This is a genomic window from Flavobacterium pallidum (genome assembly GCF_003097535.1).
Lineage (GTDB): Bacteria > Bacteroidota > Bacteroidia > Flavobacteriales > Flavobacteriaceae > Flavobacterium > Flavobacterium pallidum.
Genome location: NZ_CP029187.1, coordinates 1,949,107 through 1,972,379, shown reverse-complemented (window position 1 = coordinate 1,972,379; position 23,273 = coordinate 1,949,107). Strand labels below are relative to the sequence as shown.

At 42.9% G+C, this 23,273-nt stretch carries 23 protein-coding genes, 3 tRNA genes and 1 riboswitch; of the genes, 13 read left to right on the top strand and 13 right to left on the bottom strand.

What is annotated here, in order from left to right; genetic code table 11:
- The first annotated feature begins 24 nt into the window (after nucleotides 1–24).
- The 4 genes from murB (at nucleotide 25) to HYN49_RS07930 (ending at nucleotide 3,782) form a co-directional block, all read left to right on the top strand.
- On the top strand, nucleotides 25–1,038 hold the full coding sequence (gene murB / locus HYN49_RS07945; protein WP_108903623.1) for a UDP-N-acetylmuramate dehydrogenase: 1,014 nt from the start codon (nucleotides 25–27) through the stop codon (nucleotides 1,036–1,038).
- A gap of 116 nt (nucleotides 1,039–1,154) precedes the next feature.
- On the top strand, nucleotides 1,155–2,261 hold the full coding sequence (locus HYN49_RS07940) for a glycosyltransferase (RefSeq protein WP_108903622.1): 1,107 nt from the start codon (nucleotides 1,155–1,157) through the stop codon (nucleotides 2,259–2,261).
- On the top strand, nucleotides 2,252–2,803 hold the full coding sequence (locus HYN49_RS07935; RefSeq protein WP_108903621.1) for an RNA polymerase sigma factor: 552 nt from the start codon (nucleotides 2,252–2,254) through the stop codon (nucleotides 2,801–2,803). The genes HYN49_RS07940 and HYN49_RS07935 overlap by 10 nt, the downstream gene beginning before the upstream one ends.
- A gap of 157 nt (nucleotides 2,804–2,960) precedes the next feature.
- On the top strand, nucleotides 2,961–3,782 hold the full coding sequence (locus tag HYN49_RS07930; RefSeq protein WP_108903620.1) for an energy transducer TonB: 822 nt from the start codon (nucleotides 2,961–2,963) through the stop codon (nucleotides 3,780–3,782).
- A 44-nt stretch (nucleotides 3,783–3,826) separates the two neighbouring features.
- Here the strand turns inward: HYN49_RS07930 and HYN49_RS07925 are convergent, their stop codons facing one another.
- Complete coding sequence (locus HYN49_RS07925) at nucleotides 3,827–4,036, bottom strand: zinc ribbon domain-containing protein YjdM (RefSeq protein WP_108370529.1); 210 nt, start codon at nucleotides 4,034–4,036, stop codon at nucleotides 3,827–3,829.
- Nucleotides 4,037–4,239: 203 nt separating this feature from the next.
- Here HYN49_RS07925 and HYN49_RS07920 point away from each other — a divergent pair, with 203 nt between their 5' ends.
- From HYN49_RS07920 to HYN49_RS07910, 3 genes are all read left to right on the top strand, one after another.
- Nucleotides 4,240–5,481, top strand: a complete 1,242-nt coding sequence (locus HYN49_RS07920) for an MFS transporter (protein ID WP_108903619.1) — start codon at nucleotides 4,240–4,242, stop codon at nucleotides 5,479–5,481.
- Nucleotides 5,482–5,612: 131 nt separating this feature from the next.
- Nucleotides 5,613–6,065 (top strand): tRNA (cytidine(34)-2'-O)-methyltransferase, encoded by a 453-nt coding sequence (locus HYN49_RS07915; RefSeq protein WP_108903618.1) that lies wholly within the window; start codon nucleotides 5,613–5,615, stop codon nucleotides 6,063–6,065.
- Nucleotides 6,066–6,164: 99 nt separating this feature from the next.
- Complete coding sequence (locus HYN49_RS07910; protein WP_108903617.1) at nucleotides 6,165–7,772, top strand: class I SAM-dependent methyltransferase; 1,608 nt, start codon at nucleotides 6,165–6,167, stop codon at nucleotides 7,770–7,772.
- 418 nt (nucleotides 7,773–8,190) lie between these two features.
- On the opposite strand, the gene HYN49_RS07905 is transcribed toward HYN49_RS07910, so the two are convergent.
- Genes HYN49_RS07905 through HYN49_RS07890 form a run of 4 tightly spaced genes read right to left on the bottom strand, consistent with a single transcriptional unit; the run spans nucleotide 8,191 to nucleotide 11,697 of the window.
- The gene (locus HYN49_RS07905; protein WP_108903616.1) at nucleotides 8,191–8,694 is read right to left on the bottom strand and encodes a hypothetical protein; all 504 of its coding nucleotides are present in this window, start codon (nucleotides 8,692–8,694) and stop codon (nucleotides 8,191–8,193) included.
- Between the two features lie 47 nt (nucleotides 8,695–8,741).
- A complete protein-coding gene (locus HYN49_RS07900; protein WP_108903615.1) occupies nucleotides 8,742–9,524 on the bottom strand; it encodes an ABC transporter ATP-binding protein in 783 nt (260 codons plus the stop codon).
- Nucleotides 9,524–10,555, bottom strand: coding sequence for an iron ABC transporter permease (locus tag HYN49_RS07895; RefSeq protein ID WP_108903614.1), 1,032 nt, complete (start codon nucleotides 10,553–10,555; stop codon nucleotides 9,524–9,526). Before HYN49_RS07895 ends, HYN49_RS07900 begins: the two co-directional genes overlap by 1 nt.
- Nucleotides 10,555–11,697, bottom strand: a complete 1,143-nt coding sequence (locus tag HYN49_RS07890) for an ABC transporter substrate-binding protein (RefSeq protein ID WP_108903613.1) — start codon at nucleotides 11,695–11,697, stop codon at nucleotides 10,555–10,557. The genes HYN49_RS07895 and HYN49_RS07890 overlap by 1 nt, the downstream gene beginning before the upstream one ends.
- Nucleotides 11,698–11,789: 92 nt before the next feature.
- A riboswitch (cobalamin riboswitch) is annotated at nucleotides 11,790–12,046 on the top strand.
- Between the two features lie 68 nt (nucleotides 12,047–12,114).
- Here HYN49_RS07890 and HYN49_RS07885 point away from each other — a divergent pair.
- Both HYN49_RS07885 and HYN49_RS07880 read left to right on the top strand, forming a co-directional pair.
- Complete coding sequence (locus tag HYN49_RS07885) at nucleotides 12,115–13,908, top strand: TonB-dependent receptor plug domain-containing protein (RefSeq protein ID WP_245892151.1); 1,794 nt, start codon at nucleotides 12,115–12,117, stop codon at nucleotides 13,906–13,908.
- A 3-nt stretch (nucleotides 13,909–13,911) separates the two neighbouring features.
- Complete coding sequence (locus HYN49_RS07880) at nucleotides 13,912–14,943, top strand: YncE family protein (RefSeq protein ID WP_108903612.1); 1,032 nt, start codon at nucleotides 13,912–13,914, stop codon at nucleotides 14,941–14,943.
- A gap of 51 nt (nucleotides 14,944–14,994) precedes the next feature.
- Here HYN49_RS07880 and HYN49_RS07875 read toward each other — a convergent pair whose 3' ends face one another.
- A complete protein-coding gene (locus HYN49_RS07875; RefSeq protein ID WP_108903611.1) occupies nucleotides 14,995–16,473 on the bottom strand; it encodes a S41 family peptidase in 1,479 nt (492 codons plus the stop codon).
- 114 nt (nucleotides 16,474–16,587) lie between these two features.
- Between HYN49_RS07875 and HYN49_RS07870 the strand changes: the two genes are divergently transcribed.
- The 4 genes from HYN49_RS07870 to HYN49_RS07855 all read left to right on the top strand — a co-directional run bounded on the left by HYN49_RS07870 (nucleotide 16,588) and on the right by HYN49_RS07855 (nucleotide 18,653).
- The gene (locus HYN49_RS07870) at nucleotides 16,588–17,100 is read left to right on the top strand and encodes an RNA polymerase sigma factor (protein ID WP_108903610.1); all 513 of its coding nucleotides are present in this window, start codon (nucleotides 16,588–16,590) and stop codon (nucleotides 17,098–17,100) included.
- On the top strand, nucleotides 17,087–17,527 hold the full coding sequence (locus tag HYN49_RS07865) for a hypothetical protein (RefSeq protein WP_108903609.1): 441 nt from the start codon (nucleotides 17,087–17,089) through the stop codon (nucleotides 17,525–17,527). The genes HYN49_RS07870 and HYN49_RS07865 overlap by 14 nt, the downstream gene beginning before the upstream one ends.
- 63 nt (nucleotides 17,528–17,590) lie before the next feature.
- On the top strand, nucleotides 17,591–18,118 hold the full coding sequence (locus tag HYN49_RS07860) for a DUF4252 domain-containing protein (RefSeq protein ID WP_108903608.1): 528 nt from the start codon (nucleotides 17,591–17,593) through the stop codon (nucleotides 18,116–18,118).
- Nucleotide 18,119: 1 nt separating this feature from the next.
- Nucleotides 18,120–18,653, top strand: a complete 534-nt coding sequence (locus tag HYN49_RS07855; protein ID WP_108903607.1) for a DUF4252 domain-containing protein — start codon at nucleotides 18,120–18,122, stop codon at nucleotides 18,651–18,653.
- Nucleotides 18,654–18,709: 56 nt separating this feature from the next.
- Here the strand turns inward: HYN49_RS07855 and HYN49_RS07850 are convergent, their stop codons facing one another.
- From HYN49_RS07850 to HYN49_RS07820, 7 genes are all read right to left on the bottom strand, one after another.
- Nucleotides 18,710–19,153, bottom strand: coding sequence for a sterol desaturase family protein (locus tag HYN49_RS07850; RefSeq protein WP_108903606.1), 444 nt, complete (start codon nucleotides 19,151–19,153; stop codon nucleotides 18,710–18,712).
- Nucleotide 19,154: 1 nt separating this feature from the next.
- Nucleotides 19,155–19,994, bottom strand: coding sequence for a phytoene/squalene synthase family protein (locus tag HYN49_RS07845; RefSeq protein ID WP_108903605.1), 840 nt, complete (start codon nucleotides 19,992–19,994; stop codon nucleotides 19,155–19,157).
- Nucleotides 19,991–21,472, bottom strand: a complete 1,482-nt coding sequence (locus tag HYN49_RS07840) for a phytoene desaturase family protein (protein WP_108903604.1) — start codon at nucleotides 21,470–21,472, stop codon at nucleotides 19,991–19,993. The genes HYN49_RS07845 and HYN49_RS07840 overlap by 4 nt, the downstream gene beginning before the upstream one ends.
- A gap of 54 nt (nucleotides 21,473–21,526) precedes the next feature.
- The gene (locus HYN49_RS07835; protein ID WP_108903603.1) at nucleotides 21,527–22,420 is read right to left on the bottom strand and encodes a MerR family transcriptional regulator; all 894 of its coding nucleotides are present in this window, start codon (nucleotides 22,418–22,420) and stop codon (nucleotides 21,527–21,529) included.
- A 554-nt stretch (nucleotides 22,421–22,974) separates the two neighbouring features.
- Nucleotides 22,975–23,058: transfer RNA gene (locus tag HYN49_RS07830), tRNA-Leu, on the bottom strand.
- A gap of 35 nt (nucleotides 23,059–23,093) precedes the next feature.
- Nucleotides 23,094–23,166: transfer RNA gene (locus HYN49_RS07825), tRNA-Lys, on the bottom strand.
- Between the two features lie 27 nt (nucleotides 23,167–23,193).
- Nucleotides 23,194–23,266 (bottom strand) — tRNA-Lys (locus HYN49_RS07820).
- Nucleotides 23,267–23,273: the final 7 nt, after the last annotated feature.

Below are 23,273 nucleotides of genomic sequence, written 5' to 3'. Positions count from 1 at the left end.
AGCAATCCAACAGCAGTTTCTCCTATGGAAATCTTCGATAATTTTTCGCTCAAAAAATACAATACTTTCGGAATTGAGGCCTTTGCAAAACAATTTGTCGCGATTCACAACACCGACGAATTAAAACAAATCCTCGAGCAAAACACATCGAAAGAAAAATTCATCCTCGGCGGCGGAAGCAATATGCTGCTGACACAGGACATAGACGCTTTGGTAATACATATCGATATCAAAGGAAAGAAAGTCATTTTTGAAAACGACGATGTGGTTGAAGTACAATGCAACGCCGGCGAAAACTGGCATGAATTTGTGCTGTGGACCATCGACCATGGCTTCGGTGGACTGGAAAATATGTCGCTTATTCCCGGCAATGTAGGAACCACGCCGGTGCAGAATATCGGCGCTTATGGCACAGAAATCAAGGATACCTTTGTCAGCTGTGAAGCGATGGACATCAAAACGCTTGAAATCCGGACTTTTTCAAATACCGAATGTGCATTCGGTTATCGCGAAAGTATCTTTAAAAACGAAGCCAAAGGCCAGTACATTATCACATCCGTAACTTTCCGGCTTACGAAAAAAGACCATAAAATCAATACTTCATACGGTGACATCCTCGCTGAACTGGCCAAAAAAAATATTGAAACGCCAACCCTGAAAGACGTGAGCAATGCCGTCATCTCCATTCGCAAAAGCAAGCTGCCCGATCCGGCAGAACTTGGAAACAGCGGCAGTTTCTTTAAAAATCCCATCATCCCGAAAGTACAGTTTGATGCCATTAAGGAAAAATTTCCCGAGATCAGGTTTTTCCCCGTTTCAGACACTGAAGTGAAAGTGCCTGCGGGCTGGCTTATTGAACAGGCCGGATTCAAGGGAAAACGCTTCGGCGATGCGGGCGTGCATAAAAACCAGGCGCTCGTCCTCGTGAATTATGGCAATGCTACCGGCGCCGAAATCCTTGAAGTATCACGCAAAGTACAGCAGGCCGTTTTTGATATTTACGGGATTAATATCGAAGCGGAAGTCAATATTATTTAAGCACTTAGGCAGCATACCATAATCATTCCAAAATACGATTAAATTAAAAAAACAGCTTTTTATATTGGTGATGTAATCGTACCTTTGCAAAAAATTTAACAGCCGCCGGAAAAGTTATGTTACAAGTGATTTTTTTTGTCTTTATTGCCGTAGTTGCCATCCAGTTCATTTATTATGTGCTCATTTTCGGCAAAATAGCTTTTGTAAAGCCAAAGCAGCACAATCCTAAAAAAATTCCCATTTCTGTAATCGTATGCGCTAAAAACGAGGAGGAAAATGTGGCGAAATATATACCTCTTTTAGCAGAACAAAATTATCCGGACTATGAAATTGTCCTGATTGACGATGCTTCATTCGACAATACACTCGAAGTTTTTGAAGAATTTGAAAAGCAATATAAAAATGTACGCCTTGTAAAAGTGGCTAATAACGAGGCTTTTTGGGGCAATAAAAAATTCGCGCTCACACTGGGAATCAAAGCGGCGAAAAAGGAATACCTGCTTTTTACAGATGCGGATTGTTACCCGACTTCCAAAAACTGGATCACCGAAATGAGTTCCAATTTTACATTGCAAAAAACCATCGTCATCGGTTATGGCGCTTATGAAAAAGTCCCTAATTCCTTCTTGAATAAAATCATCCGTTTTGAAACGCTACTTGCCGCTGCGCAATACCTTTCCTGGGCACGCATTGGACGTCCTTTTATGGGAGTGGGCAGGAACCTGGCTTATAAAAAAGATGAATTTTTCAAGGTGGATGGTTATCGCGACCATTTGAAAATCCGTTCCGGGGACGATGATCTTTTCATCAACCAGGTGGCCAACAAAAAGAATACGACAGTTTGCTATACGCCGGAGGGTTTTACTTATTCGAGGCCAAAAACCAGTTTCACGGCGTGGTTTACCCAAAAAAGAAGGCACATCTCCACGGCACAGCATTACAAACCGATGGATAAATTCCAGCTTGGCTTGTTTTACGCTTCACAATTGTCTTTCTTTTTATTGCCTGTATTGCTGCTGATTTTCCAGTATGAATGGATTACAGTCACAGCAATCATCGGTTTCCGTTACCTGTTTACATGGCTCACTTTAGGGTTTACGGCTGGAAAGTTAAAAGAAAAAGATGTGATGATCTGGTATCCGGTGATCGAAATCGTGGTGGTGTTCACGCAATTGAATATCTTTATCACCAATCTCTTTTCAAAACCGGTACATTGGAAATAAAAGCTTATATAGACAAAGCCAAGGAAGGCGACCAGGTGGCTTTTACCTTTTTGCTGGACCGCTACTGGAATGAAGTCTATGGTTTTATGCTTAAGCGGACTGAAAATGAAACCGATGCCGAGGACATTACGATAGAAACTTTCTCGAAAGCCTTCGATAAGATCGGGAGTTACAATCCTGAATTCAAATTCAACACCTGGCTCATTGCGATTGCCAAAAACGTGCATATCGATTTGCTGCGTAAAAAGAAATCCTCGCTTTTCATCGAGATTACCGACGAGGAAGACCATCAGGCATATAATATTGCAGATACCGCCCCTTCCGCTGAAGACGAACTGATTACCGAACAAAACCTCTCCCAATTGCTGCGCTTCATCAAAGAGTTGAAACCGCATTACCAGGAAGTCATCCAGCTCCGGTATTTCCAGGAAATGAGTTACCAGGAGATTTCGGATAAAATCGGCGAACCCCTGAGCAATGTGAAGATCAAGTTACTCCGCGCCAAAAAGCTTCTGGCCGAAATCATTCAGGAAAGACGGTAATTTTTTAATTATGAATTAGAAATTACGAATTGCGGCTATACCGTAATTCCTAATTCGTTTCTTAATTTTTTCACAATATTCCCTCCCTACCTTACGTTATCTCTTAAAATCCACCGTCTTATGCAATGAAAATACTTAACCTTAACAATAAATTATTATGTCTGGATCAAGTATTTTCGAAACTTCATGGATCAATCTTGTTTTTGAAGGAAGGAACAAGGAATACGGTGCTTACCAATTGCGCCGTGAAAACCCAAAAACCACGCTTAAAGCCTTATTTCTAGGCTTGTGCCTGATTACTGCGCTTGCGATGCTGCCTTATCTGCTGAGCTCGTTTGGTAAAGCTCCGGTCGAAAGCCCGATAATCACCGATACATTCGACCATGTAACGCCGATATCGATTATGCCAAAACAGCCAGAAGCGCCAAAAGCTAACCCTGCCACGCCTCCTATCGACACCCAAAAACCCGACCAGCCGGTCATTAACGACAATCCAATAGTCACCGATGCGCCGCATGAAACCCCAAATCTGGGTGAAGGTGTGAACACAAACCCAACGACGGCACCGGGAACATCAGGAACCGGAACGCCTGTTACCGGAACTCCGGGTGGCGACGGTACAGAACCCGGTACTGTCACTACAGAAATCCCGATTGATAAACCGTATATTGCTGTAGATAAAATGCCTGAGTATCCAGGCGGTATCAATAAATTCCGTAAATATATAGCAGACAACTTCAAGGCTCCGGATGCTGAAGAAAGCGGAAATAATGTCGTAAAAGTACTCGTATCATTCGTTGTCGAAATAGACGGATCGATTTCGGACATCAAAATCGTACGCAATCCCGGTTACGGTATGGACAAAGAAGCCATAAGGGTATTGAAATCGATGAAAACCAAATGGAATCCGGGAATGATCGCCGGTCATCCCGTACGCACCATCTACAACCTGCCGATTGCGATACAGCCAAAGCAGTAACAGACTTCATAAAAATAAAAACCACAGCTTTCACTGTGGTTTTTTTATGCCTTCTTTACAAATTCGGTCCTGAGGACCATAGCCGTTTTATTGACACGGCAGTCAATTTCCGCCGGATCGTCGGTAAGGCGGATATTTTTCACCATCGTCCCTCTCTTGATCACATCTGAGGATCCGCGGACCTTAAGGTCTTTAATCACGGTTACCGAGTCGCCGTCACTGAGGATATTGCCGTTGCTGTCTTTTACTTCCATATTTGTTTGTTTTATCGGGCAAAGGTAATTTTTTTTCAGGAGCTTTATCCGGCTGTCCGCTGTATCTTTTGCTCCGTTGCACTCCGCAAAAGGATGCCGCTCCCATCCGGGCTAGGGTTTGATCGTAGCTTTAACGGATTTTTTCCTGTTTGGAGGTTTTCGGATTTTGCAACTTTCTCATTACATTTGGAAAAATCTATTCCATGCACGAGTTTACCCTTCGGGAAAAAACCAAATATCTTTTAAGTTTCCCTGTTATCGTGGCCGCTTTAGGCTATTTCGTAGACATTTACGATTTGCTCCTTTTCGGTATCGTACGCGTCCCAAGCCTGGAGCGCCTGCGGCTCGATGTAGACACAGTCGGCACGATGATTATCAACTACCAGATGGTAGGACTTTTGCTGGGAGGCATCCTCTGGGGGATTATCGGCGATAAAAAAGGCAGGCTTTCGGTGTTGTTCGGATCCATTTTAGTGTATTCACTCGCCAATATTGCGTGTGGATTTTTGCCGCATATTGATGTCGCGGACAAAGCGCTGCTTTATGCCTCGTTACGCTTCATCGCCGGAATCGGGCTTGCCGGAGAACTCGGAGCAGGAATTACATTGGTTTCTGAAAGCCTGCCCAAAGAATTACGCGCCATCGGGACTTCCATCGTGGCCGGTTTCGGATTGCTTGGTGCTGTGGTAGCGCAACTTACAGTACAGCTTGCAGGAGACTGGACGATCGCTTACTTCATCGGCGGCGGACTTGGATTGGTGCTACTGTTATTGCGTGTCGGTGTATTGGAAAGTGGTTTGTATAAAGACATTTCCAAATCTGAAATCTCCAAAGGTAATTTCCTGTCATTTTTCACCAGCCGGCAACGCTTTGTCAAATACCTGAAATGCATCGCTATAGGTTTGCCTACCTGGTTTTGCGTAGGGATATTGGCGATGTTGGCGAACCAATTCGCAACAGCAATGGGCATTGGGCATATTGAACCTGGCAAAGCAATTATGTGGGCATACATCGGGATTTCAGCAGGGGACTTTGCGAGCGGATGGATTTCACATGTCCTTCATTCGCGGAAGAAAGCCATTTTATACATGACACTTTTTACCTTATTGGGTGTCATCCTGATGCTTTCCGGCGTGGCCACCACTGAAAATAGTTACTATTTTTTCTGTGCCTGGCTTGGGTTGGGAACCGGATATTGGGCCATGTTCGTCACAGTAGCTGCAGAACAATTCGGCACGAATATCCGGAGTACGGCTACCACTACGGTGCCTAATATGGTACGCGGACTGGTTCCTGTGATGATCATTATTTTTGATTATTTCAAGTTATCACAAGGTGTCATTATTGCTGCGGCAATTGTAGGTTTTGGTGCGTTTTCCCTGGGTATTTACTCGACACTTACGATTCCTGAGACACATAATAAAGACCTTGATTTTACCGAGTAGCTGTGGACAGAAAAGAGTTCCTTTAAATGCTCTTGTAAAAAGTATTGCAGCCATCGCCAAAATCATAACAAAGCTTCCTGCCTGAATCACAATTCATAATTCGTAATTTATAATTCGTAACTCCAAAAACCATGCTCAACATCGTACTTGTAGAACCTGAAATCCCAACCAATACCGGCAATATCGGACGCCTTTGCGTAGGCACCGAAAGCCGGTTGCATCTGATCCACCCATTCGGGTTCAAAATTACAGATACCAGCGTAAAGCGCGCCGGACTCGATTATTGGGTGCACCTCGACTGGCAGGATTACCAGAATGTAGACGAATGGCTTGCCGTAGTACCTGATACATCCCGCATTTTCCTGTTCAGTTCACACGCACAAACGAGCTATCTTGAAAATGATTTCCGTGATGGCGACTGGCTTGTCTTTGGAAAAGAAAGCGTCGGACTTGGCACAGAAATGCTTTCCCGTTTCCCTAACCATCTTAAGATTCCGATTTCACCATTGGTACGCAGCTTCAACCTGGCGAATGCCGTAGCCTTTGTCATAGGCGAAGCAAAGCGACAGATTATGCTAAAATAAAATTCATTTACGCAATCGATTTCACAACCCTGCAATTTGTATTATTTCCTGTCTTACAATTAAATTTTTATATATTTGGCAACCATTAGCCTAATTTATATGATAAACAAAAACGACCTTCGCAGTACCATTTTCAGGCATCTCGACGGACTTGCAACAGCTCCCGTCGCTGTCGCCTTAAAAAACAAAGGCATCACTGATTACCTGCTTCAGCATAAAAAAGCCACGCTTTCAGAGTTGGTTTCTACATTTAATGCCAATGAAGGTTACCTCAATGTTGGTTTGCGCGTACTGGCTTCACAGGGATTTTTGGATTATCATATTGACAATGCGACGGATACGGTTTCATGCAGCATCAATGACAAAAGCACTTTTGCCTTTTCCTTATTTTATTTATACGAAGATGTCGTCGATTTGCTGCAATTCTCATCGAGTTTCCATCCAAGGATTTTCGAAGAAGAGCCATTTCGCAAGCTTGATGCCATCCTCGATAAATATAAAGCGGGTTATGGCATAAAAATAGCTGATGACACTACAGAAAGTTCGGTACAACAGCAAATATTAAAACATATTGAAGGGTATCTTGTAGGCCCGACGCTCGTGCGTCTCGGTATGAATGGCATGTTCCATAAATATTTCATGGAAACGTCGTTCAGCCCGGATGAATACCACCGTTCTCCCGAACAATTCAGGAAAATCCTTGATTTCATGGTATTTTTGGGTTGGTTTACAGAAAAAAATGGCAATTACCAATTTACAGAGACCGGTTTGTTTTTTGCAAAAAAAGCTTCGGCTTATGGTGTAACGGTTTCTTACCTCCCCACTTTTGCAAAAATCGAGGAACTGATGTTCGGAAACCCTGCTATCCTGCGCATGCAGCCTGACGGCAGCGAGGAAATCCACGTAGACCGCGAAATGAACGTATGGGGAAGCGGCGGTGCACACGACACGTATTTCAAGGTCGTTGACGAAATCCTGATCCGCCTTTTCAACCTGCCGATTGAGCAGCAGCCAAAAGGAATCCTTGATATGGGTTGCGGAAATGGTGCTTTTTTACAACATATTTTCGAAGTGATTGACAGGCAGACATTGCGCGGTAAAATGCTCGATGAACATCCCTTGTTCCTCGTCGGGGTAGATTACAACCAGGCTGCGCTTAAGGTAACGCGTGGCAATCTCATCAAAGCCGATATCTGGGCGAAGGTGATTTGGGGCGACATCGGGCGTCCTGATATTTTAGCCGGTGACCTGAAGGAAAATTATTCGATTGACCTGAAAGATTTATTGAATGTAAGGACATTCCTGGACCACAACCGCATCTGGGAAGACCCGAAACACATTACTGAAGGCCGTATCAGTACGTCAACCGGTGCATTTGCACACCGTGGAAAGCGCATTTCCAACAGCCTGGTGGAAGACAATCTTTATGAGCACATCCAGAAATGGTCTCCTTATGTCAGTAAATTTGGTTTGCTGCTGATCGAACTGCACACCATTTCCCCTGCACTCACGTCGTCACATTTGGGAAAAACCGCGGCTACCGCTTATGATGCCACGCATGGTTTCTCAGACCAATATATTGTGGAAATCGAAGTATTCAATCGCATCGCTTCTGAGGCGGGACTTTTCCCGGATCCGGAAGTGTTCAGGCGTTTTCCTGATGCTGATACGGCAACGGTGAGCATTAATTTGCTGAAGGGAAAATAAATCTATTGACCAGATATTTATGAAGTTAAAAACCAGTATAGGTTTACAATTGCTATAATTATTAAACAAAAGATTGTAACAAACGCCTTGGTGTTAACATTGTTGTTAAAAGCTCCTGTCATTCCTAATCTTTCCTCTCGATCTTTAATTCGAATTTTGTGCAATTTATAAAAGGCCCAAGCTCCTATAATGCTCAAAAAAAAGTATTTCAGATTTTTATATTCCATATCGCTTTTAAGATTGTCCTGCTTTTACAGCTTTTTTTTACCAAATTTACTTTAGTTCAAATCTTTTTTATTCGCATATTCAAAAAACCGGTATGGCTTTGTGTACACGATTATACGCAGCATCTATGTTCATCTTTGTTCGCGATTATATTTACGAAAGACATAATTTTCAACAGTCATTCAAGATTGCCTTAATTGCTCCTCGCAATCTTCTCCATGAAATTACCTACAATCTGGCTTGCGGTGTATTCCAGTGACGGCCGCATTTCGGTGTAATCTTCCTTGATTTTCCCTTCAGAAGTGAAATAGTCGGCAAGTGTTGATTGTTGCGGTTTATCGTCTTTACCCAGGATTTCATTAATGGTGAAAGTCACCTTGTAAGTCTTTTCCCCAAACAAAACCGCCAGAGTATATTTTATCTTGAAGACATATTTCTGCCCACGGTTGAGGTAATAAAACCCGTTTTCCTTTACACCGTCGATTTTCAGGGAATTAGCGGTAATGTCATAAACATCGACGCTTTTTTTATTGTAATTATACGCCCAGCCTTTCGCAGTTTCAATAAGATTTACAAGCGGTGCATTCGGCATCATGCCTTCGACGGAATTAAAACCTGAAGGCGATAATTCCATCTTAATTTGTGCTGTAACGGCGTTGCAGCTATATAATACGAGGAATAAAAGTAGTTTTTTCATATCTGGCGTTTCTCTCAAAGATAACCATTTACGCCTTTATTTAAAAACTAATCCATCACAAACCGGCCCTTTTCAGCATCAAACCGAATATTGTCTTTTTCGAAAAGAGCGTTAAAAACCTGCTTTTCAATCAATTTTTTTGGCACATCCTGGATGAAATGGCCGGGAGTCATTACAATCATTTCATCACTGATTTCAATCGCAAGATCGATATCATGTGTTGAGAACAGGATGCATTTCCCGGTTTCGGTGGCCAATTTTTTAAGTAACGCAAATAACCTGATTTTGTGAGGTAGATCCAGGTGTGTCGTCGGCTCATCCAATATGATTATCGGGGTGTCCTGCGCCAGGGCCCTTGCAATCATCACACGCTGCAATTGCCCGTCACTGATTTCATAGTGCTTTTTATGAAGCAAATCCGAAATTCCTGCCAAACCAATCGCGTGATTGATTTTCGTTTTATCCTCAGCTGAAAGGCTACCGAGCCAATTCGTGTATGGCTGCCGCCCCAACGCGATAATTTCATACACCGTAAGATTTCCAGGTGGAAGTTTTTCTGTAAGGACCACGCTTATTTTTTGTGCCAAAGCCAACGGCGTGCAATCATCTAATGGCGCTCCATCCAAAATGACTTTTCCGCTCAAAGGGTGTTGTATTCCTGTAAGTGTCCGAAGCAATGTCGATTTTCCAATGCCGTTTGCTCCTGCGATGGTCATCAGCATTCCAGCTTTCAGTGCGATATTGATTTCGGACGCTACTACAATATTCCCATTTTTCTGCTGATAGCCGATACTGAGGTTTTGGGTGTAAAGTATGCTGTCTTTTTCCATCAGTTGATGATTTTTCGTTTACGCATCACAAGCCAGATCACCATCGGTGCCCCAATAATGGAAGTAATGGCATTAATCGGCAATACCGTTTCCGAACCTGGAAACTGGCATAACATATCGCAAAGCAACATGATGATCGCGCCGCACAACAACGTAGCCCCAAACAGGATGCGGTGTTCGCTGGTCTGGAATACCAACTTTGCCATATGCGGGACGGCAAGCCCGATAAACGCAATGGGACCGGCAAATGCGGTAATACTACCCGCCAGAATACTGGTCGAAAAAATAATCAGCAACCTTGATTTCTTTAAATCCATTCCCAGGCTACGGGCATAATTATCCCCCAAAAGCATCGCATTAAGCGACTTGACGCTTGCAATACTTAAAACCAAACCTAAAAGTATGGCGGTCGCCAAAATCGATATCGAAATCCAGGAAAGGTTTCCTAAATTGCCTAATGCCCAAAAAGTATATTTCTGCAATTGTTCCGCCGTGCTGAAATAGGTAAGAACGCCCACAATCGCGCTGCTGAAGCTCCCGAACATCAACCCGACGATCAATGTTGCGGAGGTATCACGCAGCTTCCTTGCCACAAACAGCAATGTCATCAATACTGCAAAACTTCCGAGGCAGGAAGCCAATATGACGCCATAAGAGGAAATCAGGAACATACTCACAGCACCCGGCAGCATTCCGGCGCCCATAATCACAAATGCCACACCCAGCCCCGAACCGGAACTAAGTCCCAATACATCAGGCCCCGCTAAAGGATTCCGAAACAATGTCTGCATCAGCAAGCCACTAACAGATAATCCCATCCCGACCAACATTGCCGTAATGGCTTTCGGCAGGCGGTAATTGAGGATGATGAATTCCCAGGTATCTTTCGATGCTTTTTTTCCTGCAAGGCTCCGGAATACATCCTGAACCGGAATTTTAAGCGGTCCGAAGCTAATGTCCAATAAAAAAAATAATATCGTAACGCCAAAAAGCAGCAGGAATAAAGTAATATGTCGTTTGGATCGGTGCATTATTGCAGTTGCTCGAAGAAATAAAGTTTATAATCCTGTAACAGTTCAGGATGCAGGATCTTCACCATATCCTTCAGGACCAAGTCGGGCCGATTCGGTGCCAGTTCATAGAATATGATTCCGCCTGTTTTACCTTTCTTTGAACTGAAGGAGTAAATGGTTTTGTTCTTATAAGCATCAAATGCTTTGTAATTCGCATTGGCATCGGCCATTTCCTTCAATGATGTAAATTGCCCGGGGCCAATCCAGAATCTGGCATTTTTGGCTTTTTCAAATACGACTTCAAAAGGTAGCGACAAACTTCCCGTGCCTTTGGAATCCTCCCATAAATAATCTCCTCCAGCCTGAGCGATGAATTGCGCCCCCCAACTGTTGCCTTCAGGCAGGTACCATTGGTTTTCATAAACAGCTCCGGCCAGAACCGTTGGTTTTGTTTTTACTTTCTTGACCATGGCCATTGTCGTGTTGTATTCTTTTTCAATCGCTGAAAACAGTTTTTCAGCTTCAGCATCCTTATCGTATAAAGTACCGAAGAATTTAATCCATTCGGCTTTGCCTAAGGGCGTTTGCTCATTCCAGTCGCCATTCAGCAATACCTTCAGTCCGGCGCGCTGCAAATTGTCGAGCGTCGGGTTGTTGTTATCGATGCCATAGCCAACGATAACATCAGGCGAAAGCCCGATCAGCACTTCGGTATTCAGGCTTTGGTTTGAGCCGAGTTCCTTTATTTGCCTCGCTTCAATGCGTGTCCGGATTTTTTCTGATGAAATATAACCAAGGTTAGGAAACCCGACCAATGAATTTTCGACACCCAGCATATCCAATGACGGAATGTGCGTCGTGGAAGTGACCACAACTGATTTTATCGGGACCTGAACCGAAGTAAATTGTTTCAGGCTGTCGGGAATGACGGTATTTTTTTTATAAAGGATATAAGTGTAATCCTTATTTGCTTTCGGCCACGGATTGGTGACTTTCACAATCGAAAAACCTTCGTAATGACTGATGGCAAGGCCCTTTGCATACTTTATCACGTTTGTGCCTGATGGCATTCCGGCTTTAGCAGGCTTTTCATTTTTCGCACAGGAAAAACTCAGGGAAACAAGCAGTAATAATAAAAATTTCAGGAAGTTTTTTTTCATGGGGAAGGTTTAAAAGCAAGGCAAAGGTAGAAGTAAAGGCGGTTTTTTGAAAGAATTCGGCTTTCAAATTTCATAATCGCAATATTCAGCCTATATTTGCGGCGGATTAAGGTTGTGATTGCTGGCTTTCAGCAATCGCATTAAAAGGGAATTAGGTTCAAGACCTAAGCTGTTCCCGCAACTGTAAGCTAAAAAGCCTGTTGTACCGCAAAGCCACTGGAATTGAATTATGAATCAGAAATTATGAATTACGGCTATACTCGTAATTTATAATTTGAAATTTGAAATTCTACCGGGAAGGCAGCAACAGGACGCAAGCCAGGAGACCTGCCTTTTTTCATTAACCAATACCGCGCCTTCGGGAAGAAAGGCTGGATAATGACTTGCAGACACGCTTTCTTATTTTGTTTCTATTTTTTGTGCCAAAGCCTTTGCGCACAGCAAACGACCATTGTATTGGAGGAAGTGACGGTTTCTGACAGCCAGCTGAAGCATTTCAGTAGTTCGCAATCCGTTTTGGTCCTGAATGATTCTGTAATTGAAGCGAATCAATCTTCACTAACGGCACTGCTCAATCACAATTCATTTATTTATTTTAAGGAAAACGGCCTGGGCATGGTCTCCTCCCCTTCCTTCCGTGGTACGACTGCAGAGCAAACGAGCGTGATTTGGAACGGGATCAACGTCAATTCACAATTGAACGGGCAAACGGATTTCAACACCATTTCGGGATCTGATTTTAATTCTATTTCGGTACGTGCAGGCGGTGGCAGTGTGTTGTATGGCAGCAGTGCGATTGGCGGGGCGGTCAGCCTGAACAACGATATGGTTTTCGGGAAATCATTCTCGAACAATATTCATGCTGCGTACGCGAGTTTCAACACAGCGGCTTTGGCATATCGCCTGCAATACGGAACAGACAAATTCAGTTCCCAATTCAGTTTTTCCGCAAACTATTCGGACAATGATTATCCATACCCTAATCCGGAGTTTAAAAATGAGAATGGCCAGTACCGCAATATCGGTTTCAATGCCAATTTCGGTTACCGCTTAGGCGGAAATGATTTCCTGAAGTTTTACACCCGCATTTATGACGGCGAACGCCATTTTGCCTTGATTTCGCCCTCGGATACGAAGACAAAATACCGTGATTCCAACACATGGCATTTGCTGGAATGGGATCACTTCGCCGGGCGTTTTGCTTCCCGGACTAAGGTCGCTTTGCTTACCGAACGTTATCAATATTATGAAAATATCCAAAGTGATGCGTACACATTTGGGAAATCGCAGCGTTTTACAGGCAAATACGATTTGTCTTTTGATGTCAATGAAAAAATACGTTTGAACAGTATTTTGGATTTTACCCGGGATTATGGCCGTGTTTCTGAAAATATCAAAGAAAACCGCAATATTGCTTCAGCCGCATTGCTGATGAGCCACAGGCTTTCGGAAAAACTGAAATATGAAGCCGGGTTGAAAAAGGAAATTACGGACAACTATGAAAGCCCGTTGCTTTTTTCTGCAGGAACGCTTTACAACATTACCAAAAACTACAGCTTAAAAGCCAATATTTCGAAAAACTTCCGCATCCCGACATTCAATGACTTGTATTGGGATGGCCTCGGCAACCCTGATTTAAAGCCGGAAACTTCAATACAAAGTGAGATCGGGAATGAATTCAAGCTAAAGGGTTTCAATATTTCCATTACTGCATATCATATGGACATCAGGGATATGATTCGCTGGATTCCCGGATCCAATGGTGTTTTTGCGCCCCAAAACACCAACAAAGTGAAGATAAACGGAGTGGAAACGGCTTTGCATTGGAACAAAAAAATCAATTTTCATACGATAGAAGCCAATGTGCTTTACGCTTACAACCAATCTGAAAATGCCGAAACGGGAAAGCAATTGATTTACGTGCCTTTTCATAAAATTACAGCTTCGGCAGGCTATAGTTTCCGGAAATGGTCCTTTACGGTACAACATCTTTTTACAGACAAAGTTTACATCCAAACTGACAACAGCCCGACGAAAATCGTTTCTTACTATAATGTCACCGATACCGGACTGGCGTATGATTTCGGTAAAAGAGACACTTACAAACTGGGGGTTAACGTTCGCAACCTGTGGGATGAAAATTACCAAAGCAAGGAAGGCCGTTATATGCCACAACGAAATTTTAATATATACCTAACCCTTAAATTTTAAACAATGAAGTTCACAAAATTTTTTTTCGCAATGCTTGCCGGTTCCCTGTTTTTGGTTTCCTGTGATGATTCTGATAATTCGGCACCACTTGGAGCCTATGACAATGGCATTCTGGTTGTCAATGAAGGCAGCGGGACAGCAGGTTCAGTAACGTTTATCGGTGATGATATGGTTACGACACAGCAAAATGTATATGGTGCTGAAAATGCAGGTGATGGCCTGGGTGGCTATGTGCAATCCATTTTCTTCAATGGTGATAAGGCTTTTATCATTTCGAATGGCTCCAATAAGATAACTGTTGTAAACCGTTATACCTTCAAGGTGATTGATAAGATAGAAACCAATCTTTCAGTACCAAGATATGGTGTGGTTGTTGACGGTAAGGCTTATGTGACCAACCTGGCCACTTTCGGGAGCCTGACCGACGATTTCGTTACGGTCATCAACCTTGACACTTATGCAGTGGAAACTACTTTTCCCGTAAATGCCATCGCCGACAGGATTTTGGAAGAAAACGGAAAATTATATATCGGCAACGGGAATTACGGCGAAGGGCATTCGGTAACCGTAATGAATCCTGCAAACGGCGCGATAATTTCTACTTTGGAAACCACGCTTTCACCTACATCGATGGCAGAAGACAACAATACTTTATATGTGCTTTGTTCGAACTATGCAGATCCGAGTACGATTGTTAAAATCAACCTTTCCAACAACCAGATTACAGGAACAATCACGCTGGCTGATGGATTGGTGAATGCCCAAAACCTGGATATTGAGAACGGCAAATTGTATTTCACCGTGAATTCTGATGTTTTTTCCGCCCCTTTGAACGCCACAACTGTTGGTAGCACACCCTTATTTACATCAGATGCGACTACTTTGTACGGGTTTGCGGTAGACAATAATAAAATTTATATTTCAGATGCGAAAGATTACGTATCTGATGGAAAAGCGTTTATTTACTCCCTCGCAGGAGCGCTCCAAAATCAATTTACAGTGGGATTGATCCCGAACGGATTTTATTTCAACTAAATAAAAACGAGATTTAAAAAAGGCTTTCACAACGAAAGCCTTTTTTATTTATTATCTGCGGACGATTCCGGCAGGAACTTCCTCAAGGTACATATCTGTCCCGAAACGCCTGATGGATTTAGAATCTTTGAAATCACGCGTCTGGTCTGAAGGGTTTTGATGGATCCTTCTTCCATTTGAAGTAATCAACCCGATGGCGGTACTAAGCAAAGGTTCGTTTACATCTCCCAGTTGACCGAGGTTTCCAAGATCCTCTAACAGCGGAACCGTTGGAGGCAGGCCGTTTGCATACTCGCCGAATCCTTCAGCATTGGTCGTTTTAAAAACCAAAGGTTGCATTGCATATTTATGCTTGTTCGAGACATTGTCTTTATTGACAAGCGCAGGTGAATCATATAAGGTAATAGAGCCCACATTTTTTCCGGTGGTTTTATCCCCAATTTGTACTACATCAATATAAGGTTTTAACCCATTAATGACAAGCTCACTGGCTGATGCTGTTCCTCTGGATGTAAGGATGTAGACTTTTGTCAGGTTCAGACTATTGATGCTTGTGCTGCCAATGGAATTCGTAAAATTATTTACCAATGCCTGTGGGTTCATGTCTTCAAAGGCCGCCTGCACTTCTTCATTCCACTGTTGCTTTGCGAACAGCTGCCCGTTAAACTGTCCGGTAACCATACTGGCAAGCCGCGTTGCCGTGCGGACAGAACCACCGGAATTGTATCTTAAATCCAATACAAGATCAGTAGCATCTGCACTAAGGAATTGGGCAAAAGCATCGTTGAGTTGGGAATCGAAATTTGCCGTAAAACCGTTATAAGCCAGATAGGCAATCTTATGGTTTCCGGTAGTAATTACCCGGGCATCGAACACTGGATTTTCTGTAAGCTGTGTTTTTGTCAGCGTTACAGTACGTCCATTTGGTGTAATATTCCCGCCGTCATAATCAGCAAGGCTCAATGTATATGTTTCCTTGGCCAGTAAATCGAGGTTATCGTCGGTTGGGCTGTTCGAAAATAGCGGGACGCCATCCACGGCATAGAACATATCGCCGCGGTGAATATCCTTTGTAGCCGCATCTGAACCGGGAATGATATACCGTACCCAGCCGAAGACCTGGCTGCCGCCGTTTATTCGCTTTAATCCAAAATCGACCCCATTATTTTTTGTTACCCCGGCAAAAAGATTTTCAAGCGCAACATAATCATCAAAGAGCACACTGAAACGGTCCACGGGATCATTTGGAAATTTGCTCGACGGCCTGTAAAGCAGGTCCTGGAATAGGTTCCCCGGACCACCCGCTGCGGCCAGGAATGCATTTTTTTGTTCCTGGTTCTCAAAGCGGTCGTCAGCCAGATCCGGGACGTCAGCTTTCCATAGGTAATAAAGGTTCAGCCCACGGTAAATGAAGCTTTCCACTTCAAGGCCTTCCGGTACTGAGGCAACTTTATCATCCATATCATCGCATGCCTGGAAACCAAGCACGCCCAAAAACAGTAAAATCAGGTATTTATAAGTTCTTTTCATAGCAATGGCACTTTTAAGTGTGAACGTAAATTTAATACTTTAATTTTATTTTTAATTCTTTGTAACAAAAATCAGGCACCTTCGTCTTGACTTCATAACCGACCAAACTTACCGATGACCCAAAGCGATTTTATTGCCATCATCAATCCGCTCAGGAGCAAAATGTTCCGCTTTGCAAAGCGTTTGCTGATCAGCAATGAAGAAGCCGAAGACGCTACGCAGGAAGTCATCATGAAACTTTGGGCGATGAATGAAAGGTTAAATGAATACCGCAGCATTGAAGCACTGGCCATGACCATGACAAAAAATTACTGCCTGGACCAGCTCAAATCAAACAGGGCAACAAAGCACCTGCAGATTGTTCACAATGATTTTGCAATTCATGGAAAAGATTACCAGAAGGACCTTGAATCTTCCGACAGCCTGAAATGGATCGGCAGGATTGTGAACCAGCTTCCTGAGCAACAGAAATTAGTGTTGCACATGCGTGATATCGAACACTATGAATTCGCACAGATTGCAGAAATCCTGGACATCACCGAAGTTACGGCAAGGGTGACCCTGAACAGGGCGCGCAAGACGATTAAAGAACAAATTATTAAAACGCACCAGTATGGAACCGCATAAAGCAGCTCATTTATTAGAGAAATATTTTGAAGGAGAGACCACAATTGCCGAAGAGAAATTGCTTAGTGTTTATTTCGCTTCCGCAGATGTCGCTCCTGAATTTGAAATGTATAAGCCGTTATTCGGTTATTTCGAAAGCGAAAAATCACAACAACCGGAAATCACATCCATTTCGGTAAAAAATCAAAATCCGTGGCTGGCAGTAGCTGCGGCCGCAATTGTTTTTTTAAGTATCGGGAGTTTTTCCTACCTGAATTTCCAGGAAAAACCGCAACAGGATTTAGGTACTTATAACAGTCCTGAAAGGGCTTTCCTGGAGACGAAAAAAGCATTGGCGCTGCTTTCCAGAAATGTCAATACCGGCGTGGAAGGCATGCAGCACCTCAAAGCCTACGAGAATACCAAAGAAAGGATTTTTAAACAATAAAGCATTCCCTGTTATGCTTCTGAAAACAGGAAAAGTGAATTAATCAACAAACAAATAGTTATCATGAAATCAACAAAAAAAATGTTCCTTTATGCAGCGCTTTTATTGCCAATGTTATTCTTCGGCCAGACAGCCTTTGATAAATTCGATGGCCGTGACGATATTACTGCGGTAATTGTCAACAAAAAGATGTTCCAGATGATGGGTAAAGTAGACAGCAAGGATAAGGAAGCCCAGCAATACCTGAACCTGATCAAGAAACTGGATTACCTCAGGGTTTTTACCACAACGAATGACAAGACTACGCAGGAACTCAAATCCACGGCCGAGAAATATATCAAATCATCAGGCCTTGAAGAACTGATGCGCGTGAATGACAAAGGCAAAAACATCAGGATCATGATCAAATCCGGTGCAAAGGAAACCGTTGTTAAGGAACTGCTCATGTTCATTGAAGGTTCCGGAAAAGATGACACGGTTTTGCTGTCACTGATTGGTGAATTTGACCTGGACGAGATTTCAGTATTGACCGATAAAATGAACCTTCCGGGCGGCGACGTGCTGTCAAAGGGTACTAAAGGCAAAAAGTAACATGAAACGCCTTCTTATATCACTCAGTTGCAGCCTGTTTTTAACGGGCTGCAATTCTGAACCTACCCTGCAGAAATACTTCATTAAGAAAAGCGGAAAGTCCAATTTTATCGTATTGGATTTAACACCAAATATTTTCAAGATGGACAAGCTGAAACTGACTGCAGATGAAAAGAAAGCGCTCGACTCGTTTGATAAAATGAACATGCTTTTCTTCAAATCGGATTCTGTTTCAACTACGGCTTATGACACAGAAAATAAGGCATTAAAAAACCTTCTTAATGACAAGAAATACGAACTGCTGATGCGTGTCGGTTCCGGAAGCGATGGCGCTTCTATAAGCTATGTAGGAAAAGACGACGAGCATATTGACGAATTCGTTATTTATGCTGCAAAAAAAGAAAACGGCATTGCAGTAGTCAGGGTTTTAGGCAATGATATGGATCCATCAGGTGTGATGACGTTGTTATCGCTGCTGAAAAATGCCAACATCGACCAAAAGCAATTGGAGCCATTGAAAAAGCTTATGAAATAAGACATATATAATCAACAATCGGACAGCAAATCAAAAAAGCACCTCAAAAGGGTGCTTTATTTTTTGAAATATTTGAACGGGACAATCAACATCCCGAAACATTCACCGTCATGTTTGCCCAAATGCTTGTGATGCATCTTATGTGCCCTGCGTACGGCGCGTGCGTAGCGGTTGTTGGCATTTCGGAATATTTTAAACCTTTGATGTATAAAAATATCGTGCACCATAAAATATGCTGCTCCGTAAGCAAAAATCCCTAAACCGATGGCAAGCCCTATGTTCAGGACATCATATTGCCAAAGCAGGAAAAAACCGATACTGATGACAGCATAAAATATAAAAAACATGTCATTACGTTCAAACCACGAGTCATGGTCTTTTTTATGGTGATCAGCGTGCAAAACCCATAAAAACCCATGCATGATATATTTATGGCTGAACCAGGCCATAAATTCCATAAAGAAAAAAGTCAGGAAAAAAACGACAATATGAATCCACATATTAAATAAAATTAAACCTGTACGTCAGGTAACATTTGGCAAAAAGTCCATATTTTTCATAATCCGGCACACGGATGCGTTTGCTCTTCAAATCCGTCGACGGGATTTTTTTAAGTTTAGAAAGTAGCCTCGTATAATAAACATAAGCGGTATAAACGCCAAACTTTGCTTCAAGCGGCAATGCCGCAATGCCTTCATATCCAATCTTGAAATCGGCTTCAATTTCATCAATAATCCGTTGCTTTGAAATTTCATCGAGCTGGTTCAGATCAGTTCCCGGGAAATAGGTGCGGTTTAATTCTTCATGGTCCGCCTTCAGATCCCTGAGAAAATTGACTTTCTGGAATGCAGATCCGAGTTTCATCGCCGCAAATTCCAGTTCGTTGTATTTTGCATCATTCCCATTTACGAAAACTTTAAGGCACATCAATCCCACTACATCGGCCGAGCCATAAATATATTGTTCATAATCCGCCTGGGTTTCATAAACCGTCTTTGTCAGGTCCAGCCGCATGCTTTTCATAAAAGCATCAATCAGCGCCATCGGAATCTGGTATTTATGCACGGTGTGCTGAAATGCATTGAGTACAGGATTCAGGCTGATTTTATGGCTTATCGCCTTTTTCAAATCCATTTCAAAAGCATCGAAAAGCACATTTTTATCATAGTCATGGAAACTGTCTACGATTTCATCCGCAAAACGAACAAATCCGTAAATATTGTAAATATCCTGCCTAATGGATGGCGCGAGCATACGCACTGCGGCCGAGAATGAAGTGCTGTAAGCCTTCGTGACATCTCTGGAGCATTGGAATGATATGGTATCGAATATGGATTTCATCGTTGATCAGGTTTATTTGCAATGTCTTTTTGTATCAGCCCCGCAGCCAGTTTCCCCGAAATTAACGCAGGGGGAACACCAGGGCCCGGAACAGTCAGTTGGCCCGTAAAATATAAATTACGGATTTTCCTGCTTTTCAGTTTTGGCCTCAGGAAAGCTGTTTGCATCAGCGTATTGGCCAGTCCGTAGGCATTGCCTTTATAGGAATTGTAATCTGATGTGAAATCATTCACACAATAGTCTTCCTTAAATACAATGCTTTTACGCAAATCGGTTCCGGTTATCGTTCCGAAACGGTTCATAATGATTTCGAAGTATTTATCGCGCAGTTGCGGAGTATCATCAATTCCGGGCGCAAGCGGAATAAGGAAAACGGCACTTTCCATGCCTTCAGGAGCAGTCGAAGGATCTGTTTTTGAAGGGAAGCTGGAATAAAACAAAGGGGCTTCCGGCCATTCAGGCGTGTCATAAATAGATTTCGCATGTTTTTCGAAATCGGTGTCAAAAAATAAGGCATGGTGGCTTATACCTTTGATTTTCTCATTCAGTCCCACATAAAAAAGCAACGCAGAAGGAGCAAAAACCCTGCTATTCCAATATTTTTCTGAGTATTGCCGAAAGCGCTTGTCCACTAATGTTTCAGTATGGTGGTAATCTGCACCGCTCAGAACCAAATCTGCGTTTATATTTTCGCCGTTTATGACAAGCCCTGTCGCCTTATTATTTTGTACGATTATTTTCTGAATGCTGCTTGATGTTTTAAAAGTAACGCCCAATGCTGTTGCGAGTTCCTGCATCGCCTTTACCACATCGAACATCCCGGTTTTCGGATGCCAGGTGCCCATCCCAAAATCAGCGTAGTTCATAAAACTATAAAAAGATGGCGTATCCGATGGCTTGGCGCCAAGGAATAATACTGGGAATTCAAGAATGCTGACCAATTTCGGGTTGCTGAACTGTTTCCTGATATCGCCGCTGATATTGGTAAAGAACTGTCCCAGATTCTGGATCGTTTTTGCAGTGACCAGCTCCAGAGGAGAATTCCCGGGCCTGTATACCAAATCCGTCATTGCGATGGCATAATTATTTTTGGCCTTGCCAATGAAATTAGCAAGCTTGATACCACTTCCAGGTTCTATCTCTTCAAAAGTATTGCAGATTGCGGTAAAATTGTCTGCAATTTCAACGTGCTCATTTGGCCCGAAATAAACACTATAAGCTGGCGAAAGTTTGATCAGTTCATAATAATCAGATGGCTTTTTGTCAAAATCAGCAAAAAAACGCTCAAAAATATCAGGCATCCAATACCAGCTCGGTCCCATATCGAACGTAAACCCATCTTTTTTCAACTGCCTTGCGCGGCCTCCGATGGTGTCATTTTTTTCGTAAACAGTTACCGCATGCCCGTCTTTTGCCAGATAGCAAGCAGCAGCAAGCGATGAAAATCCGGAACCGATAACAGCAATTTTCTTTTTCATAATTGTTTAACAAATATAGCAAAATGATAAACAAAATAAGCCTACCATCGAAAATTATAATTTCCTCGTATAGTCTGCAAACGAGCGAATGATAGAGATGGACGGAATATTGACCTGATCCGGCAGATCCAGTACCTTATGGCCTGCAATCCACAATTCAGTCTCATCAGGTAATTTTCTTAGGAATTCTGAAAAATATTCCTGCAAAGTCTCTTTTTCAGGATGCAGCGTAAAATACGTTACAAAAACTGGATTCTCAACATGCGGCAAAAGCCTGCGCAGGTCATCTATCTGTATTCCCGGACCGAGGTAAATGGTTTTATAACCATTCAGGATCGCCTCATAATACATATACAGCAATCCGATATCGTGGTTTTCGTTTGACGGAAGGTAAAAAATAAAAGTTCCGCTATTACTAATGGTTACCTCTTGTTGCGTTTTTTCAATACTGACAAAGAGTTTCTGGCGTATCATCGAACTTATGAAATGCTCCTGCACTGCAGTGATGGTTTCGGTTTGCCATAACAACCCGACTTCATTCAAAAGGGGGATGAAAATGTCATTGAAGATTTCCCTGAATGATTTTTCTGCCAATAGATTAAAATAAGTTTCCTGGAAAAATTGCTGATCAAATTGCAGCATGGCCATCTTAAACGCATTGATAGCGTGATGTTTGACAGTTTTAGGCGAAATGATATCCTTGATCATCGAGGCAAGCCTACCTTCATCAAAAATGGCAATCTTGGAAATTTTATAGCCGTGATGGTGCAACAACGTAATGTTAAGTAGGCGCCTGAGATTTTCAATAGTATAAAGCCTGATGTTGGTATCAGTACGCTCCGGCTGCAAAATATTGTACCGCTTTTCCCAAATACGTATCGTATGCGCCTTAATACCCGAAATGTTTTCGAGGTCTCGGATATTGAAAATAGCATGGGTATTGTTCATCACTACAAACGGATTTAAACAAAAATAGGGAAAATTTATGTCTTTCCACAGGCTTTTTTGGGCGTTACGCTTCCTGCGTCGCGTCAGGCTATCCGCTACAAGTCCTCGCTGCGCTCCGGGCTTTCCGCTTCTATCCTTAACGCAGTTTCGCGATAATAATGGCGAAGGAACCCGAAGTTTCCGGTTTATTCCTTACATGATGGCGGGATTAGTGCGTCAGTTCGCTGCGCTCGGGTGCCCATCTGATTAGCAGTGGAACTGAAAACCTGCCCAATCCCTGATTGGGCGTTTTTTTAAGTGATATATGCTGTGAAAATATCGTGAAGATTTTAAAAGTAAAAACCGTAATCAGTTTATTTATAGCTGATTACGGTTTTAAAAAGTGACGACGATGGGATGGCTGCGGCCAGCCCATCTGGCGCGTAGTGGAAATGAAAACCTGCCCAATCAGGGATTGGGCGTTTTTTTATTTTCCTTCCTGATTTATGAGCAAGCTCAACATCAGGAAGGAAAATAAAAAAACCCGCACTATCGTGCGGGTTTCCATTCTTAAGTGACGACGATGGGATTCGAACCCACACGCCCTTACGAGCACCACCCCCTCAAGATGGCAAGTCTACCAGTTTCTCCACGTCGCCGTAAAAAAAAAGTCAAGCTTTTCGCCCGACTTCTGTGACCCGACTGGGGCTCGAACCCAGGACCCCAACATTAAAAGTGTTGTGCTCTACCAACTGAGCTATCGAGTCTGTGCTTCAGGAAATTAAGTCGTTTCGTGACCCGACTGGGGCTCGAACCCAGGACCCCAACATTAAAAGTGTTGTGCTCTACCAACTGAGCTATCGAGTCATTATTT